Here is an 18,943-nt window from a genome sequence, read left to right on the forward strand (position 1 = left end):
GGGTTAATTACCCACAAGCGGGAAGCTTTTCAAGCCTTTCCTTCCAGTCAGGTCCATATCCATATGGATCGTAATTGTCTTCGCTATCAGGGTCCCAGTTGACGCAAATTGCGCGGATTACTACCCCATCAGTGTCCCTAAGCTTCCATTGGCCGTCGCGCCAAGCGACATATGTATTGAATATGACGCCTACTCCGTCACCTCTGAAGGGCTGTCCATAAATATGTGTCCCGTGAAACTGAGTTTGCATCAAGAAGGAAGCGATTCCCGTTTTCGGATCATAGCCAGACAAAAATACCTCCTCCTCAAAGTCATCAAAAAACAAGTGTGCGTTCGTTTTTTCGAAGACACTTTCTAACGACGCCATCAAAAAGTCGACTACTTCGTGTCTGAATGGGTGGAGCCAAACCTTAATGTCTAATGCTTCAACCCCAAGGGCAGCCTTAAGAAGTCGCGGATCATCAGGATTGCGCTTAGATACAGTAATCATTTCATGAAATCCGGAAAAGCCATTACATTTAGCAATGTGCTCTTGGGCTGATGTTACTGTCAGGCCATTGGCTTTGGCATAAGCTTTAGCTTCGCGTTTGATGAGGGATAAGAAACTATACTTGTAGTCAGACATAAAGATCTCCATATGCGCATGTTTATGATCGAGCCGCTTGCTTACCCGACATGGCAAAATTTCTATGTCGCCAGAAGTTTGTATTGTAGTAATGGTGCTGAGCTTTGCCTTTGCAAGCGGGCGGGCGTCCATCAACGCCGAATAGAATTTTATTGTTGCTTGAAATGTACTGCAATAGGCAGTTTAACTTGTTGCTTAGGCATGCCTAAGCAAAAGAAGAGGCGGCTGCTTGACAATAAATATGGATGACGGTCTAGGAGAGTTTTATTTCTGTCATAGTCTTAGAAAAATAGCGGACTGCTGATCCGGGTCGACTCTGTGTGGGGCCTATCTAAATCGTTTATCCTTATACGTGTTGGAGTGGCCGGATATATACCACTGCGGACTAGATTCGCCTATCTGTGCCGACGGCGCCGAAAAGTTTCAATCCTTATAGATCGGGCGGTGATGATCAACGACACGGCCGGAAAGCCGTATTGCGCTTGGGCTGTAGCCGGATGACGTCGCGGCGGTTTTCCGCATATCGACGACATTGAGCCAATTGGTAGTCAACATACGTCAACCGTATGCGCCATCAGGTACATGTTTTGGCTGGGACTGGATAGGCACGCTCAACTTTCCATCCAGCCACAGATACAACCTGAGCGCCTAGATTGCATCAGATTGGCACGATAGTGACCAAGCCCTAGTGATTGAGAGCAACAGTACGGTTCGTGCTGTCACCGCCATACTTCAGCTGCTCGGCCACTGAATACGAAAGAGAAAGCGTGAGACGCGGCGGGTAGTGTATCTCGAAGGCAGGGACCAGATCGAAGTGCTTATCATGCGGACCAAGACAAGCGCTGAAGCAACAGCGCTGCGCTACGGATCCCAGCCAATTTGCTCGAGGCCCTCAACCCGGAAGTGAACAGCACGGTTTCGATGGGAATATAGGAATGAAAAGTCATCATTAAACCGGGATCTGTCCCCAGATACCGTTCACAGCTCCCTTTTTACGTAGGTGTAGCTTAAGAGGGCGACCCCGGAAGTCGCCCACGCAGCAGCTCTGGCGCCTCTAGGAAACTTTGAAACATTGGAGTCAATGCAAGTCCGCCGAGCATCAAAGTCCTGACTGGCAGGAGAAGGGTTTCTACGATGGGAACCGACAGCCCTTTTATTGTCGAGGATAGATTCTTGTAAAGAACCTATTGAGCTGTTTTAGCCAAGGCTAGCTCAAATCAGCCGGAGCTGTGGCGTGGTGGTGAGTCTGCTGAATTCATTCTGGGAGCGCCGCGGAAACGCCCCCGTAAGCCACTGGAAGTCTTCCTAGGTTGGTAACTCTCTAGCAAGTGTTGCTGCCAGTTCAACGCAAAGGTGAAGGGCCGCATAGGCAGTACCATGATCGATAGGGGTGCCTTCTTGATGTTGCCCAAAATCCCCAAATACATGCACGGCGTTCATGAGGATATAAGTTTCCTTCGACACATGATTCGCGCATGGGACGCTCTTGTCAGTACCCGTCATCAAGTTGAGCAGACGAACACGGCGAATCCCCTGGGGAAAGGTTGTTTCCCAATCATCGACCCCACGTTCTCTATTTTGTTTCCAAATCGCCATCCAGCCGGAAGGAATTCGCCTATCTGGCAGCTCCGCCTTCCAAATCAATTCAAACGCTTGGTTTACGATGCCGCGGATGTTAGTCAGAAACACATCCGGGTGGTCGGGTAGATCGTCAGTGCAACGTTCAAGGAAGCGCTGTAGTGTCGGGTCGATGTTGTTGAGCTGTCCGATCCTGCGCTCTAACACACCATTGAGATTCTTTTTGTAAGAATCGGCGGTACCAAACAACCGCACAAGTGCATTGCCGTCGTGTGGTTGCTCCTCGAGATAGGTGCAAAGTATGCGGCTCACCCGCTGAAGCTTGTTTGCCTCATAGCGTACAAAGCCCCGCTCAATTAGTGTCTCTGCATCTGCAGAGGGAATGCCGGTGCGGGGCACGGACTTCTCTTCCAATACACGCATTAATAGGTCTTGAGATGAAGATGAACAGTCAATCCATAATGCGTCGACGGCGTCGTTTAATGAGGGAAAGGCGCTGCTGCACGCTACTTTCATATCTTCCGGGCTAACTATTCCAGATGTACCTGTCTCACAAAGCGCATTCAGAACCCCAAGCGTAATAACCGGAAATCCGTTACCTGCATTTGAAAGCTCCGTTTTGGCGCCAATTGAAAATTGCATATCTGGTAGCTCTTCAAGAATAGCTGCAAGGTCGTCTTCATCAAAGCATCCAATGGGGACCCTGGTATCAAAAATACCCCAGAAATCACTCGTTTGTGACTCAGGGCTACGTAAGAGCTTATACAGGCTTTGGCGGCTTGCCGTTACAAGCCGAAGACTGGGCTTGCGAGCCAATTCTAGCAATTGGTCCCATAAGTTTCGCGTCAGTTGACCATTAGCGAGCGGCTTATCAAAACCATCCATAATCACCAGAACTTTGGTGCCTTCTTCAGTTAATAGCTCCAGAACCTCGGCGATCTCATGGTATGGATTACCATCGGTACTACGGATATGCTTGGCATAGTCTGGATAGCTATCCTCGATAGCAGAAGACAACTCACGTGCGAAGCACAGCATGAATTGCTCGTCAGTCCCCGGTGTTTGATGCCCCAGATCCCACAAAACGACTGCAGAATAGGGGAGGCTAGCCTGCCGTAGTTGGCCAGCGAGCTCATGTAGTATCACTGTTTTACCTGCGAATCGAGGGCCTACCACTTGCAGGTGATCTGGAACTGACTTGCTTAAGGCATCGACCATTCCTTGGACAATAGCCTTTCGCCCAAGCATTGGTGGCACTGATGTGCCTAATATAGGGAATCGCTTATCAGACATTTTCTTCCTCCGCCTCCGTGCGTGCGTGACTGGCTACCACTTCGCCATCCTTTTGTTGTTCGATCCAATCTGCCATCAGCGGTATGGCTAAACGATACTCCGTATCGCCTATCTCGCCGCAAAACTCGATCAGCTCAAGTTCGCGAAGGTAGGTCAAATCGACATCAAGCGCCGCGTCGTCCACGTTAACGCCCTCTTGCACCAATAGCTCGTGCAATGTTCCGAAGTCGATGTGTGTACCCTGTTTGAGGCTATCAGCGCATTGGAGCAGGATTAATTGCCGTCGTTGACGCCCTGTTTCAGGACCCCAGCCAGCGTAATCCCATAGGCTAGCGAAGTGCTCATTGTCCCTTACGAGACCTCTTGCCGCATCGTTAATCACGCTCACAGTGATCGAGTGACTCTTGGTTTGAACGGCATAGTCGAATATGCGGTTGCATAGGCACTGCATCAGATATGGGTGCCTTGCAGTCACTTTGATAACGCGATCAATGGCCTCTTCAGAGTAGATCAGCTGATCACGAACAGGCTCGGTCACCACTTTGCGTGCACTCTGTTCGTCAAGTGCTGTCACTGGAATACTTGTGCCAAGGCCATAAAGTGCAGACCAATACTCCTCACGAAGGCGCTTGAGGCGGCGCGAGCCAGTCAGTATGGCCGAGAACTTCGGATAGGACTGGATCAGGAACCTGATGTTCTCCGGTACTTGCGGTGAGGTTACGCCATTGTCGATACCTTCCTGGAGCTTGTCGAATTCATCGAGCATCAGCACCAGGCCGAGCGCTAAGGGCTCTAGAATGGCTAGGACCAGTTCAAGGTAATCGCGAAAGTCGGAAAATGGTGACTCGACACTGATGCCTTCTCGGCACGCACGTGCGATACCTAGCGCCGGCTTGCCTGCGTTGATGATCTGGCCATTTGGCAGAGTTACCTCGATCCCCAGTTTTGTCAGTGCTGTGGCAATACTGCGAGCAATCTCACGAAATACTTCGGCGGTGGGTACGCCAACGGCTTGCGAGGAGCCTTCAGCCCCTTGCAGACTGGAATAGACTGCAAGCCAGCCCGGTATTGCGGTTCGGCCTTCCAGATGCCTGAGGATGGAGGTCTTACCTGCCCGTCGGTTGCCTTCTAGCAACACCACGTTGCCGTGGGTGGCAATCTGGCGGCTAATTTTGCCCATCAGTCCTTCCCGGCCATAGAAAACGTCGTGGCCGTGCTGAGGCTTCAGGGGACTACCTGTGACATAGGGGCTGCCACCAAGATCAGGGACCTTAGTGCGGGCCTCATGCTCTATATTGGCCACCCGTATTATTAGCTCGATCTGCCCATTTACCTCTTCTCCCGAAAGGGAGCGTGCTTTCCACAGCAAACGCAAAGGTAGATCACGGCCTTGCTTGGGTACGTCTCCTTGCAAATGGATCGCAAATGAGGCCCTCTCAGCAAGGTAAGGGAGTTCGGTTACACCCCAATGGGGCTGCGTTTCTACACGCACGTTACGCAGTGGCAAGGCGCCGAGATTTTCCAGCCCCACAGAGAACTCAGCAAAACTGCCGGCGGTCAACAATTCGGGTGAGGTGCTTAACTTCAGCCCAACAGCATTAATCAAGTCCGTAGTCGCAGCGCGAAGCCAATCGCGCAAGCGCTCACTAATAGCGCGGGCCTGAGACGTAGTGGGTCGGTGGCCGGTAGCCCGTTCCAGTACTACCGCTACGCCACGTTCAGCCTCCTGTAACACGCTAAGGAGCCCGGCACCTTCCGGAACCTGGGCCACGCCAGCTAGAGGTAGCAAGGTCGAGGTGAGAGGTGCTAACCATCGCGCCGCTTGGCTGCTCACTTGTTCCTGATCCAGCCAACGACGCACTGGTCTGGCCAAAGCCACAATTGGTTCGAAGTGACTCAGTGCCGGAGTATCATCCAGGCCTCTTACAAATCTGGGAACCTTGGCATCCAGCTCGGCTAGCCAGATGGAGAGACGGTCGGGTTCGCTGTTGCCCATGATCTGTGATAAGAACGCTAAAGCATCAGTGCCGAACTCACGGTACTGCGCAGCGGCCTGGGCCTGCAGGTGCAACGGCGGCAGCGGCAGCGGCAATTGATCCAGCACTACACGGTTAAGGTGCTGGATTACTGCACCGCGCGATTGGGCGGCCAACCAGTTCTGGCAAGCCGGGCTTGCCAGGTAGGCTTGCAGGAAGCCTGCGTCCAGTCGTTCCGGATGGGCACGCAGTACATAAAGCCCCCCGGCAGCCACTGAGCCGACCGCACTGTCACGAACCATAGCTGCCTTACCAATGGTACCTGACTTGGATACAAGGACATCGCCGGACAATAGAGCCCAACGTCGTTCCACGCTGGCCACCTCCGGTCGCAGCCAACTAGAAACTCGGCCTACACTGCCTTTGCTTAAATCCCTGATACGTACATAGCCTGTGGCCCGTTCTAAAGGGGGGGCATCCAGCAAGTCAGCCGACTTTATGGAGCGCCCTCCAATTACTTCAGCCACATCCGAAAGAGTAGCTACTGAGACAGTTTCTCCTGGCGCCTCCTTGAGGCTGGCGAGGAATTCATCCAAACCACCCTTTTCGCGAAGTCGGGGAGACAGGTCCCAGTCGATGGAGGCAAGCTCGTCGACGCTGACTTCCCATATTGAACGCGAAAGCACACCAGAGCCCGGCGTGCCTTCAGGGGTGCCAGGGCGCGGCTCACGCCGCTTGCGAAGCTCAGCGCTCCTTATGTCGTTGGCTAATTGGTCCGCTAGCTCCTCGCTAATAACTGGAGGCTTGCGGCCGGACCTCTGGTCAAAATGCGAGCTCGCATCGACCATTCGCACTCGGCTCGCACCTCCTTGCTTATTCAGCACCAGCAAACAACTCTTTACGTTGGTATACGGCGCAAAGACTCCAGCCGGCAGACCAACTATGGCTTCCACCTGACCTTTTTCGAGCAGACAGCGGCGTAATTCGCGCTCAGCACCACCTCGATAGAGGAAGCCCTCGGGCACAGCAAGCACCGCCCGCCCATGTGGCTTGAGCTGCGATAGTGCGTGTTGTACAAACAACCCTGTGCTGTCACTCGTGAGAACAGGGAAATGGGAGATGCAATACGGATCTCTTTTCGCCTTCACGCCGAAAGGCGGGTCGGCCAACACAACATCGAAGCCTTGCTGGCTGGGGCTGCTGAGAGACTCTCGTTCCAGGCTGTTCCCCAGCGCTAGGCGCGGGTTGTCGATGCCTGCAAGGAGCATGCGCGTCAGGCCGATTAGGAACGTGTTTGCACTGATCTCGATGCCTGATGCTTCGAGCAAGGCACCAGAACGATGTTGTTTTATCCTGCTGCGCTCGGCATGTTGCCAAGCAACTACGAGAAAATTACCTAAACCAAAGCACGGATCGTACACTCGTTCGCCGGGTTTCGGGTCGGCCAGCGCCACAACGAGACGGGCAATGTTGACTGGTGTCGAGAACTGGCCTCCACGGACGTCGCTCGTTTCGGCAAGCATCTTATCGTACACATTTAGCAAGGCGTAACGGGCGCTCGAAGTATCGAAAGGCAGCTTATCCAGCCAGCGAACTAGGTCGATTAGGTAAGCAAAATTTACCTCCAGGACGTGGCGTAGAGGGGCGACCAGGGGGTGTAAGTATGCGACCAATGGGTGAGAGGAGTTACCGCGTAAGCCCTCAATGTAGCCCGCCAGCTCATGCAGCTGCTTGGCGATGCTCGTCGGGTGGTCTAGGCTGACCCAATGCCGCCATTGCAGTTGTTCGGGCAGAAGCGGCTGGTAGCTACGGTCTTCAAAGATCGCCATGGCCTCCTGCTCGGAATCTTGCATGTCAGCCCAACGCAGCAGCAGGAATGTGCTGAAGACCTCACGGATCAGGGCATTGGACTCGCCAGTGGACAGCGTGCTGGTGAACACAGCATCTAGATTGCCGACCCATTGTGAAGTTTCTTCAAGCAGTTCGTTATCTTGCACGATTCTCAGAGCTCCCCGGCGAAAGCTTTGCGCAGGATGGCATCACGCAGTTGAGCCGCTTCGGTCTCAGCAACTTTCATTTCCTTGCTGAGAAACTGCACCGATTCGATAGCTGAATCTAAATGCTGACAGACGCTCCTCTGGACAGCTATCGAAGGCAGCTTGAAACGATATGCGAAGAGATGTTTACGGTTGACCTTGGGCATGCCAGCGCGGTTCGATCCAGCAATGGCGTAATCCGTAAAACGACGTGACATCAGCACGTAGTAAATGAAATCACGCAATGCACGCCCTTTTTTGGGTGTAAGCGGATACATGTCCGCACTGCACAGACCTGAGAAATTAGGCCGTGCTGCCTTCACCAGGTAAGGGCGAATCTTATTATAAAGCACCACCGATTCGTCAAAGACAAACTTGCTAGATTTGAGATTTTCCTCAGACGCAGTTTTTAAGTCGACAAGACGGCCTGTCTTGCTTTCGATGTTGGCTCCGCCAACATGCAACATTGATTGATACTGAGCCTCACGAGGGTTTATGAGTCTAGATACAATCTCACATACATCGGCCATTGCGACTTCCTCGCCTTCTAGGCCCGCCAGCTCGGCTTCAATGAGTGACTCGGCTAAATAGGCTTGCTCTGTTAGGGATGCTTTGCGCAGAGTCTCTAGCTCATCCACTCGCTCTAGGAAGTCTTTTATTTTGCCTATGATTAGACGCTGTTCATCCAGAGATGGAGCTGCGATCTCGACCTCTTTCAACTTGGCTTTCGTAATGTGGCGCAATCCTGCTGCACCATGTGCCAAATTAATTATCTCCTCAAGTCGGCTGTTCGTTGCATAAACGAAATACTCCCGTAGGACTATTTCTTCATTAACTTTTACCTTGAAAATGTGCTGATTGAGCAGCGCTTCACCGCGATTCCATATAAAACAACCAAATGAAGTGCCTGGTGTGCCCGACCATGAAAACAGAACGTCACCTGATTCAATTTTGTGCTTTTCTGCATACGAGCCAGAGAAGTAGTTGAAGGGCTTCATGGGCTCATTCAAGTTCTGGATCCGAACGATTGGTAGCCCTGTATGTCCCCAGTCTTCAGGTTTAAAAGCTCGACCGTTGATGTACTCGGCGAGCTGACCAAGCTTGTAGACAGGCCAGTTCGGGGCAAAAGTCATTCGGATCGCTCCAGCAGAATTTCCAATTCGTCCAAAAGCTCATTAATCCGTGCTTCTTTGGCCTTGATCGACACCACCAATTCCAATGCCGGTCGGTGTTCGTAGTCGTCCACTTTATTCGGGTTCTTGGCCGAGAGGTCGAAGCCATTGGCCATGATGTCCTCCAACGAGATAGTCCAAGAGTTCGCACTATCCGCGCGGTCTTGCCATTTGGCGAGGAAGTCAGGCAATTGGCTCCCTGCCACCGGCTTGCGCGTCTGCTTCAGTTCAAAGCCATCGTTGGTGAGCTCGTAATACCATATAGAGTCAGTGGTCGAGCCATCCTCAGGGCGGTCAAAAAAGATTACGTTGGTCTTGACGCCGGTGTATGGGAGGAAGCAGCCCGCAGGTAACGACAGAATGGTATGCACCTTGAATTGCTCCAGCAGTTCCTTGCGAACCTTTTGATCCGGTCCGCCACGGAACAGCACGCCTTCGGGAATGACCACTGCCGCACGCCCACCTTTGGCCAGGTTTGTCATGATGTGTTGCAGGAACAGGCATTCGGTGGCACTGGAGCGTACGCGGAAGTTGGTCTGCAGCTCCTGCGCCATCTTACCGCCATAAGGGGGATTTGCGAGGATGACTTGGTATTTGTCCTTCTCTGCTACATTTTGGTCATGCACTTCCAGGGTGTTGGCCAGCTCGAAGTTTGCCCCCTCGATACCATGCAGGATCATGTTCATTGAGCCCAGCAGGTAGGTCAGTGGCTTGAGCTCCAAGCCATAGAAGGTTTGGTGCTGAAGCTCGTCGAGCTGGCCGGTGCTCAGCGTGCTGTTGCTGCGAATGTGGTCAGCTGCCTCGCCTAGAAAACCTGCGGTTCCGAAGCACGGATCGTAAATACGTTCGCCTGCCTGTGGCGTCACTACCTGCACCATTGCGCGGATGATGTGCCGCTGGGTGTAAAATTCGCCGGCATATCCGGCTGAGTCGGCGGCCACACGCTTGAGTAGGTCTTCATAGATTTTTGAGAGGATAATGACGTCCGTCTCGCTGGAAAAGTGCAGTTTGTCGACCTGTTGTACAACCTTGGCGAAGGATACGCCCCGGCGGCAGTAGTTACGCACGTTGTCGAAGATGCGGCGAAAGCGCTGTGCCAGAGCGTCGTCGCCCAGTCCCATCTTGGGGTCGGGGCTAGTGAGCTTGATCCACAGCCTACCATCGACAAACTCCAGCATCTCGTCAGGGTGGTCGGTGTTCTTGGCCCAGTGGTTCCAGGCGTATTCGCCAGCTAGTCGACGCACATAGGGCGTGTCGTCGAAGGCCGCTTCCTCCTCCTTGCGGGCTTCAGTTTCGTCGAAGGCCTTAAGGAAAAAAAGCCAGGCAAGCTGTTCCACATAGTTGCGGGCGTCCACTCCTTCCGCATTGAGCTGATCGCAGGCGTTCTTGACGATCTTCTGTACTTCTGCGCGGCGGTGGTCTGTGTTGTTAAGGGTCATGTCTGTTCCGTTTGTTTTATGCCTTGACAGCATCAGGCAGCCATGGGCACATATAAGTGTTGCTTGATCAGCTCGAGATCGGCTTTGAGCACCGCAGGTCCCCCGTAGCGTCGGGTTAGCATGGTGAAGTTGCCGAACTGATCGACGAACTGCGGAGCGCTGTAGGTACGAGCCTGCTCTAGATCATCGATGCCAAATAACCGGTAGTGATCTAGCGCGGTTTGCCACAGATGGGTTTTAAAGCGCTGGTTTTCAGGTAACGCTACTTCTCCCAAATGATTTAGCAGCCAGAGTTGGTCTTCATCCCACAGACGGTTGGCACGGTCTGCTCGGTTGGGCACACGCGGCAGTTGGAAGCCGATCTTGGCCAAGATGTCCACGTCATCAACATCCGGCAGGTCGAGATAATGCCTGAAAGCCGAGGGGTAGATGTCATGGTCGCGCAGGGCTTCGCGCAGTTCCTGCCGGCTTCCCTTGTCGATCCAGATGCGTAATAGCTCATCCATGCCTTTGTGGCTGACATCAAGGATGAACTCGCGCGATTGCTCCGTGTACTCTTCGAATGGTACTTTGCGACCGTCAGCTAGGCAGACATACCGGTTTTCGGTAGAGATGACCACCGAGATGCCTTCGCCTACCAGCTTCGGAGTGGAGTCTTCGCCCTTTTTCTTTTTGGGCTTGTTGCTAGCGGTTTGTGTCTTCTGGCGGTTGGCTGGATGACCGTCGAACTCGGTATCTTCCAACTGGCTGGCACCCGAGTAGTCGAAAATAGTGAAGTAGCGCTTGTCTACGTCCTCGCATAACCGGGTGCCACGCCCTTTCATTTGCTTATAGAGGATAGCGCTGCGTAGTGGTCGCACAAATACAACATTCTTGACATCGGGTGCGTCAAAACCGGTTGTCAGCAGATCGACAGTGACAGCGACACGCGGGTTGCTGGGGCCTACGACTGCGAAGTTACGTTCCAACTGATGACTGTTGCGCTCGGCACGGGTAATGCGGGCTGCATAGTCATTGTTACCCGAGAGTCGGCGCAGCTCCTGCGCCATGAATGCTGCATGAGTGTCATCGACACAGAAGACGATAGTTTTCTCGTCGCGCAATTCGTACTTGCCCAGCGCTTCCCATAGGTCTTCTGCGATGGCTCGAGTACGGTCCGGCATGCGGATGTCGCGCTCAAAATTGGCAGTAGTGTAGTGTTTGCCGTCCGGGCCGGTGTAACCGCTTTCGTCGACATTTGTTACTCGCTCTTCCAGCAGGTAAGGCACCAAGTATCCATCTTCGATAGCCTGTCTGAGGCTGTACGTGAAGACCGGATTACCAAAGTAATGCTGGGTATCGCGGCGCTTTTCTTCATCTGTCAACGCGCGCTCGCCTTCCTCCAACTCGCGCGGCGTAGCGGTCAGACCCAACTGCAAAGCATCGCTAAAATGTTCGAGCACGCCGAACCAGTCGCCAAATCCCGAGCGATGGCACTCGTCAACAACCACCAGATCGAAGAAGTCAGGGTCGTAATGCTCATAGACCTTCTTGCCTTCCAACTCTTCATCTAGGCTCTGGTAGTTAGCAAAAAACACTTTACCCACCAGATGCTGGCCTTGGGCAACTGTGCTTTTGTCGATTTGCACGCGTTCGGAAGCAGAATAAGCGCTAAAGGCGCGGTAGGCCTGGTCCTTGAGGCTATTTCGGTCGGTTAGGAACAGCACGTGTTCCCGATTGAGCGCCTTGCCGTTGAGGAGTTTCCACACCAATTGGAATATGGTGAAGGTCTTGCCAGTACCGGTGGCCATGAGCAGTAGGACACGGTTATTACCTTGCGCAAACTGCCACAGGGCCTTATTGATTGCCACATCCTGGTAGGGACGTACTCCTTTACGCGAAACTTGGTCAAAGTGGTAGCCGGCTGCGAACGCGCTCTCCCAGAGGGACCAGTCGACCGACGCGCCCATGCGGGCTATGAGTTCCTCAGGCGACGGCGGAGAGCTTAGCGACTCGAATTCGCCAGTATCATTGTCGGTTAGGATCCAGTCGTTACCATTTGATGCAATCGAGAAGCGCAGGGATAGGCGACGGGCATAGCGGGACGCCTGCTGCATACCATCAGCCGCGCTTTCGGACTCGGACTTGGCTTCCAGGATGGCTAGCGGCACGCCATTAAAGCGCAAAAGATAATCCGCGATGATCGACTGTGTCTCGTCATACATCGTTTCGCCAGTGAGGTTGACCCGCCCCGGCCCGATTCGCAATTGTTCCTGCCACGACCAACCCATCGTCGCCAAGTGGGGCTCGATAAGTTCCTTACAGGTCAGTCGTTCGTTGCGCGCCATTCAGGTTGCCTCATTAACGTTTAGTAAGATTTATATCGCGACTAGGATAATAAAAAATTTTGCAGGTTGACTTAATGGAAAGCACAAGTTGTGCCAGCTACCCAGATTTATACTTCTGAAGCCAATTGGTGAGCGTCTGATAGCTGCCCAATCCTAACAGACGAGCGGCTTCAGATTTGTTGCCATGGCTCTGCACCATGGCGCGCTCCAAGTAATGGCGGGCGACATCAGCGATCAGTTCTGGCAGCGAAATCCCGTGCTCCAACGGGCGGCCAAGCACAGTTTCACCTTTGGTAGGCATTGTTACGGCCAAAGAAGTGGCAACGTCTTCGCCAGTGATTGTGTCGCCCGTGGCCCAGATGCTGGCACGTAGCAAGGTGTTGTGCAATTCGCGAACATTTCCTGGCCAAGAATGGCGAAGAATAAGATTTCTTGCTGAAGTGTCTAATTTTTTATGTTGGTAGCCAGGTTGCGAGGCTGCTTCCACGTTAATGGTTGCGAGCATCGAATCGATCAGCAAGTTGAGGTCGCCCTCACGCTCCCGCAGGGGAGGCAGTTGCAAAACCCCCACCGCCAAGCGGTGGAACAGGTCTTCTCTGAAATGCCCTGACTGTATCTCTAGAGGGAGCACGCGATTAGTGGCCGCGATAATACGAACATTGATCGCCTTAGGCTTTGTGGAACCCAAGCGGGTGACCTCGCATTCCTGAAGAACGCGTAGTAGACGAACTTGTGAAGCCAGTGGCAATTCGCCAACCTCGTCTAGAAACAAGGTGCCACCATTAGCGGACTCGAAGTAGCCAGCGCGAGCGGTCGTCGCTCCCGTAAAGGCCCCCTTCTCATGGCCAAAGAGCTCTGCATCAACCAGCTCCTGAGGAATGGCACCGCAGTTCACCGCTATGAACGGTTGTGTGCTTCGCGGACTAGCCTGGTGAATCGCGCGCGCAAAAAGCTCCTTGCCCGTGCCGGATTCACCTTGAATCAACACCGGTACATCACGCAGGGCCAAGCGGTGCGCCATGGCCACCGTTCGCTTCATGGCTGCGCAGCGATGAATGATGGACGTGAAGGCTGGTGACTCGGGAGGGAGGCCCTGCATTAGTCGTGTAAGGGACTCGTCGGCCCTCTGGTCCTGAACTGGCGCATATTCAGCTGAAAGTTCAAACGGGATGTTGACCTCCCTGACGCCATGCTCACGTGATGATTCGATCAGGCGAGCCGGGTACTGCGTCTTGGCGAGCAGTATCCAGATTGCTGCCATAGCCGGAGTGCCGGGGCTGAGATGGAATACTAAAGGAGCAGCTTTCGAAGCTTGCTGAACCTCGTTGATCACGGTTCTGGCGGCTTTGAAGATTTCTTCAAAGCTTGTCGGGCTGGTCAGCTTGATGTTATGTGCTGAGACAGTTGCATTGGATTGGCCACCTAACCATCGGGCATATGCACGAGTAGTCGAGGCCGAATGATCGGATAACAAATGAACTGTCGAGAAGTCCATAGCTTGGACCGCGCTAAGAATGGGGCCTCTGTCACTGGAAACAGTTGATTCGGAAGCGCGGAGGTCTGTATTTCCTAGCCACGCTAGCAAGATCGACATTGGCTATAACTTTTTGTGTGGCAACATAAAAATTATTGTATGTCTTGACGGGTGGTAGAGCGAGGCTTTTCTCTATCTCGGGCGTCATCACAGACTCAATCTTGTCACTGATTAGGATTAGCCCATAACGTAGGTCAACGGTTGAATTCGCTTGCGTTAGGTTGCGGTACTGAAAGTCCGTAGCACTTCATCTGCTGTTAAAGCGAACGCGGCAGGCAATTGCTTTGGCTGCGTGTCAAAGATTTCGCGCAGTGGCTTGAAGTCAGCCCGACAACGATCAAGGTGCAGGACCTGAGATTCCGCTGAGGTTCCTGTGGCCGGGGTGGCACCTTGTACTTCCACTGGAAGACGATTCTGCTGCCGGCCCGAATCGCCGAGTACGTTGTGATGCACGAGCCGGTGCACCTGTATGGGCCTAACCACTCCGTCGAGTTCTGGCATCGGCTGGAGCGTGCGATGCCGGTTTACGACGAGCGCAAGCTGTGGCTGGCCCGGCACGGAATGGATGTTGACGGTCTATAAGACCCTCTGTATTCATCCTTGATTTTGCAGTTTTTTGATCGGGGCTTAAGGAAAAAGCCCCTCAAGACGACTTCCGCGATCATTGCCATCGGACTGCCCTCCTATGCCGACAGGAGGGTATGATGAGAGCAAGTTCGCCACGTGCAGTGCGCCGAGATCAGAAATAAATGGAGTAAGTAAGACAACATGGACGAGATCAAGCCGCCGATCTGTCATTTCAGCGAGCCCTTTTCACATGCGTCCGCTGCTGTAGGGCGGGGACGCTACAAGTGGGTGCGGACTTCCTTATACACCGTATCATTTAACGCCAGCACAGAGCCTGAAGAGTTCATCGGCTCTATAGTGGCCAATACCGGCGATTGCACCGGATTTAGTGATCTCTGCAAAACAGATTTAGCGGCCTCTTGCTACTTGCTGATCGACGCAAGCGTGGAGGTCTCTCGATGACTGATTTCCAACAGAAATACGCTCTGTGGGACGAGTTCCTCGCCGCTTGGCCCCGCTCACGGCTGACCTCGATGACGCTAGACGAGTACACTCAGGTGGGCTCAAAGGATAGCTTCACCTATTGGATCGAGTCACGTCTCGATGAGCTTGGCAGCATCTGGGGTGGATCGTCGTTCAAGTTCCAAGTGTTCTCGCGAAAAGATACCGAGAATAAGGAGTCGGGCGCCAAATTGAGCTACTCCGACACCCACGGCTGGTATTCATCCCTTGGCGCGACGGCAGAGGAAGCCTTCGAGAAGGTACGGAGCTACGTCGCGGAGGTGGCGGATTTGTCTGCACAAGGTGATGTGGATGGCATCGAGGCCTTCGAGCACTTAGGGGAAGCAGTAAAATGGAAAATCGCCTTCCACTACCAGAACCGGCAGGCGCCGGTGATAGTGGACATCTTCAAGCGGGCACCGCTGGCAGCCTACGTCGGCGACGCCGCGAACCAGAACATGGCTGCATTGCAGAAGGCCACGCTGGCCAAACTGCCTCCCGATCTGGGAATTCTAGAGTTTGGGCAAAAAGTTTGGGAGGCGTGGAGCCAGAAGAACCTGGAGATTTGGAAGTTATCGCACGGCAACCCGCCCAACTTTACTGATGCCGAGCGTCAGCAGTATCTAGACGACCACTGGGCAGTAATGCACCGCGACACCGGCAAGGAACAAGGCAAGAAGTTCGCCGAAGCATCAATAGGCACGTTGTTCTTCCTCTGCCACGGCAACAGCCCACAGCGCATTGGTCAATTCACCTCCGAAGCCATGCCTTGCGCCAAAGGTGATGGCTGGTTGCAGCGCAGCTATCGTGAGCTCAAAGCCGCCCAGCGTTCCGATCGCTATACCGCCAATTCCAAGGGCTGGTCGCCGCAAGGCAATTCTACCTTCTGGAAAGTCGGTGAGCATGATTTGCCAGAGTTCGAATCCACCTTGCTCAAACCCTTCTTTGGCGCGGACTTGGCAGAGGTGGCTGCGCTGGCTGGTGAACCGATCGAAGCGGCAAGCCTTGGCAGAGAAGTGGCGACCTCACCGTTGCCGACACCCGCAACGCCGGCGATGAAACCCAGCAAGTCAGCTTCTCCCTGCATCAACCGCATCTATTACGGACCACCTGGAACCGGGAAGACGTATGCCCTGGCCCGTTTGCTAAAGCGTGAATATGAGCAGACGGCGCAGTCGATCTCAGCGGAGGCCTGGCGCAACCAGTTCATCGCAGAAAAGGTCGCGACTTTGAAGTGGTGGGAAGGAACGGCTGCCGCGCTGTATGACCTTGGCGGTAAGGCCAAGGTGCCAGAGCTGGCTGAGCATCCGTTTATTCAAGCTATTGCAGACGCCAAAGGGCGCCGCAACGGCATTAAGCAGACGCTGTGGGGAACACTTCAACACCACACACCGCTTGAGTCCACTACAGTCAACAGCAAGCAGCGTCTTGGTCCTGCTGTGTTCGATAAGATGGCGGATTCGGTATGGTGCTTTGCAGGAGACTGGCAAGAGGCTTGTGCGGATCTGGTCGCACTTGTCGACCAGCTCGGGTTGGGCCCGCAAGACCGCGGTTCAGTACAGCGGTACAGCTTCGTCACCTTTCACCAGTCTTACGGTTATGAGGAGTTCGTCGAGGGCCTGCGGCCGTTGCTGGCGGGGGCGGATGATGAAACTGGCGAAGTGGCTTACGAGATCCGCCCTGGTGTATTCAAAGAGTTGTGCCGCAAGGCACGTCAGGCTCCAGACCAGCGGTTTGCGATGGTCATCGATGAGATCAACCGCGGTAACATCAGCAAGATCTTCGGCGAACTGATCACACTAATCGAATCCGACAAGCGTGACCCACTCGATGGCGATTCGCCGCCAGCAGAAGTAACCCTCGCTTATTCGGGCGAAAAGTTCTCCGTGCCGGCCAACGTCGACATCATCGGCACGATGAACACTGCCGATCGCTCGCTGGCCTTGCTGGACACAGCTTTGCGCCGTCGCTTCGAATTTGTGCCGCTGATGCCCGATACCCGGGCGGAGAAGGATTCGGGTGATCCGGACAGTGCGCCGCTGGCCGGTCTAGTGGTCACTCTGCCTGCGAACGTTATCGATGTACGGCGAATGCTGGAATGCATCAACGAGCGCATCGAGGCTCTATACGATCGGGACCACACCATCGGCCATGCCTATTTCACACATCTGGTGAAAACACCAGATGGCCGCGAACGGTTCGAGTCGCTCACCAAGACATTCCGCAACCGCATCCTGCCGTTACTGGAGGAATACTTCTTTGAAGACTGGCAGAAGATCCGGCTGGTAATGGCCGACAACCAGAAGTCCGATCCTGCGACGCGCTTTGTTATCGAGGCGGATGATCATGAGCAAGATCTGGCTGAGCTGTTTGGCAATGATCACGGGCTCGACATGTATGCTGCCAAAAGGCGCTATTCCTTGCAGGAATCAGCGTTCGCCCAACCCTTGGCTTACATCGGCATTTACCAGCCGACGCATTCGTGATGGGGAGCCCGCGGATGCACTGTATTACCTGCTTCGAGTTTGATGCCTTGGTGGGGAGCGAATCAGGCGTGCAGGAGGGCGCTAATCTCCACAGCGTGCCGGCTCAAGTTTTCGATTGGCTTGAGTCGCAGGCACTGTACTTGTCTGATCGGGTTGAGAGCGACACGCGTTCTTGGTTGCGGCTAACGCAACGGCGGGGACGGCGAGCTGTACAGCTGACAGGCTTTGTTGGCGTGATTCGGGTGCCGGATGGCTTTCAGATCGAGGTTTTGCCCAAGGTTGGCAAGGCCATCGGCGGTGGGGTGGAAGATGCGCGCACATTGTTGATCGATATGCTCCGCTGCCTAGGTGGTTTCCGGCATATCCAGACGGATAGCGCCAAACTTAAGGCGACGCATATGCCGCTGCTGGAGGTCTTCATCGCGGAGTTTCTCCAATCCGTCGATCACGTGGTCAAACGCGGGCTGCACGGTGGTTACCATGTGCGTGAGGAGAATCTGTTCGCGCTGCGCGGGAAGTTACATGTGGCGCAGCACCTGCGTCAGAACCTTTGTCGTCGGGATCGCTTCTTTGCCGAGTATGACGAGTTCTCGACCAACCGTCCCGAAAACCGATTGCTTCACAGCGCGCTGCGCTGCGCGCTCTTGGCCTCAACTTCACAGGCAAACCAACAACTCGCTCGCGAGTTGTGTTTCGTGTTCGCTGATGTGCCTGTGTCGGATGTGCCTGCTCATGATTTCCAGCGAGTCCGACTCGATCGGGGTATGATGCACTATGACAATGCGTTGGCGTGGGCAAGGCTGATCTTGGCGAGCGCGTCGCCGCTCACCGGTGCGGGAGATCATCACGCTCCGTCATTGCTGTTCCCAATGGAGTCGGTGTTCGAGGCCTTCGTTGCCAAGCACCTGGCCCGTCAGTTGGCGCCATCCTTCATCCTGAAAGCGCAGACACGCGCCTTATCATTGGTTCGGCATCGTGGGCGAGACTGGTTTCGCTTGAAGCCCGATCTGTTGGTCACTGAGGGAGGCAGGAATCGGCTGGTGCTGGACACAAAGTGGAAGCTGATCGACGGTAGGAAGGACAACGGCTCAGAGAAATATGGATTGAGCCAGGGCGATTTCTATCAGCTATATGCATACGGTCAAGGCTACCTTGACGGCGTAGGTGATGTGGTGCTGATCTACCCTAAGACTGATGTCCTGCACGAGGCGCTGCCTGTCTTTGAGTTTCCGAAGTCCAAGGACCTGCGCCTGTGGGTGCTACCGTTCTGCCTCAGATCGCGGCGCCTGTCCGTACCGGAAGGCGCTCCGTTCGTGGGTGTGTTCTTGGCTAGCAGACTTCTCCAAGCCACCGGTTCAGAGTTTACGGCTGCCGAATGACTGGGTTATATATGCCGTGTGCCAAGGCTC

Annotated in this window: 10 protein-coding genes and 1 pseudogene; 4 read left to right on the forward strand and 7 right to left on the reverse strand. The window is 54.1% G+C overall.

The window, feature by feature from the left end; translation table 11 throughout:
- Positions 1-7: 7 nt before the first annotated feature.
- From IEX85_RS03815 to IEX85_RS03845, 7 genes are all read right to left on the reverse strand, one after another.
- Positions 8-625 carry a hypothetical protein gene (locus IEX85_RS03815; RefSeq protein ID WP_188858485.1) on the reverse strand — a complete coding sequence of 206 codons (618 nt, stop codon included), beginning with the start codon at positions 623-625 and terminating at the stop codon, positions 8-10.
- Positions 626-1,930: 1,305 nt separating this feature from the next.
- Entirely contained in the window at positions 1,931-3,496 is a 1,566-nt protein-coding gene (locus IEX85_RS03820) for an NACHT domain-containing protein (RefSeq protein WP_188858487.1), read from the reverse strand.
- Complete coding sequence (locus IEX85_RS03825; RefSeq protein ID WP_188858489.1) at positions 3,489-7,469, reverse strand: N-6 DNA methylase; 3,981 nt, start codon at positions 7,467-7,469, stop codon at positions 3,489-3,491. Before IEX85_RS03825 ends, IEX85_RS03820 begins: the two co-directional genes overlap by 8 nt.
- Before the next feature lie 5 nt (positions 7,470-7,474).
- On the reverse strand, positions 7,475-8,641 hold the full coding sequence (locus IEX85_RS03830) for a restriction endonuclease subunit S (protein ID WP_188858491.1): 1,167 nt from the start codon (positions 8,639-8,641) through the stop codon (positions 7,475-7,477).
- The gene (locus IEX85_RS03835) at positions 8,638-10,119 is read right to left on the reverse strand and encodes a type I restriction-modification system subunit M (protein WP_188858493.1); all 1,482 of its coding nucleotides are present in this window, start codon (positions 10,117-10,119) and stop codon (positions 8,638-8,640) included. The genes IEX85_RS03830 and IEX85_RS03835 overlap by 4 nt, the downstream gene beginning before the upstream one ends.
- A 32-nt stretch (positions 10,120-10,151) precedes the next feature.
- Entirely contained in the window at positions 10,152-12,446 is a 2,295-nt protein-coding gene (locus tag IEX85_RS03840; RefSeq protein WP_188858495.1) for a DEAD/DEAH box helicase family protein, read from the reverse strand.
- Positions 12,447-12,543: 97 nt separating this feature from the next.
- A complete protein-coding gene (locus IEX85_RS03845) occupies positions 12,544-13,941 on the reverse strand; it encodes a sigma-54 interaction domain-containing protein (protein ID WP_229721782.1) in 1,398 nt (465 codons plus the stop codon).
- A 417-nt stretch (positions 13,942-14,358) separates the two neighbouring features.
- Here IEX85_RS03845 and IEX85_RS23940 point away from each other — a divergent pair.
- The 4 genes and pseudogenes from IEX85_RS23940 to IEX85_RS03865 all read left to right on the forward strand — a co-directional run.
- Positions 14,359-14,562: pseudogene (locus IEX85_RS23940) on the forward strand (M48 metallopeptidase family protein); the annotation flags it as partial.
- 186 nt (positions 14,563-14,748) lie between these two features.
- Entirely contained in the window at positions 14,749-15,009 is a 261-nt protein-coding gene (locus tag IEX85_RS03855; protein ID WP_188858498.1) for a hypothetical protein, read from the forward strand.
- The gene (locus tag IEX85_RS03860) at positions 15,006-17,534 is read left to right on the forward strand and encodes an McrB family protein (protein WP_188858500.1); all 2,529 of its coding nucleotides are present in this window, start codon (positions 15,006-15,008) and stop codon (positions 17,532-17,534) included. The genes IEX85_RS03855 and IEX85_RS03860 overlap by 4 nt, the downstream gene beginning before the upstream one ends.
- 14 nt (positions 17,535-17,548) lie before the next feature.
- Positions 17,549-18,913, forward strand: a complete 1,365-nt coding sequence (locus IEX85_RS03865; protein ID WP_188858502.1) for an McrC family protein — start codon at positions 17,549-17,551, stop codon at positions 18,911-18,913.
- Positions 18,914-18,943 lie beyond the last annotated feature (30 nt).

It is taken from the genome of Marinobacterium nitratireducens (assembly GCF_014645375.1).
GTDB lineage: Bacteria > Pseudomonadota > Gammaproteobacteria > Pseudomonadales > Balneatricaceae > Marinobacterium_A > Marinobacterium_A nitratireducens.

Bases quoted from the DNA above. Each gene is read 5' to 3' on its own strand.
- IEX85_RS03815 (WP_188858485.1), bottom strand. From the start codon at position 625: ATGTCTGACTACAAGTATAGTTTCTTATCCCTCATCAAACGCGAAGCT.
- IEX85_RS03820 (WP_188858487.1), bottom strand. From the start codon at position 3,496: ATGTCTGATAAGCGATTCCCTATATTAGGCACATCAGTGCCACCAATG.
- IEX85_RS03830 (WP_188858491.1), bottom strand. From the start codon at position 8,641: ATGACTTTTGCCCCGAACTGGCCTGTCTACAAGCTTGGTCAGCTCGCC.
- IEX85_RS03835 (WP_188858493.1), bottom strand. From the start codon at position 10,119: ATGACCCTTAACAACACAGACCACCGCCGCGCAGAAGTACAGAAGATC.
- IEX85_RS03840 (WP_188858495.1), bottom strand. From the start codon at position 12,446: ATGGCGCGCAACGAACGACTGACCTGTAAGGAACTTATCGAGCCCCAC.
- IEX85_RS03845 (WP_229721782.1), bottom strand. From the start codon at position 13,941: ATGGACTTCTCGACAGTTCATTTGTTATCCGATCATTCGGCCTCGACT.
- IEX85_RS03855 (WP_188858498.1), top strand. From the start codon at position 14,749: ATGGACGAGATCAAGCCGCCGATCTGTCATTTCAGCGAGCCCTTTTCA.
- IEX85_RS03860 (WP_188858500.1), top strand. From the start codon at position 15,006: ATGACTGATTTCCAACAGAAATACGCTCTGTGGGACGAGTTCCTCGCC.
- IEX85_RS03865 (WP_188858502.1), top strand. From the start codon at position 17,549: ATGCACTGTATTACCTGCTTCGAGTTTGATGCCTTGGTGGGGAGCGAA.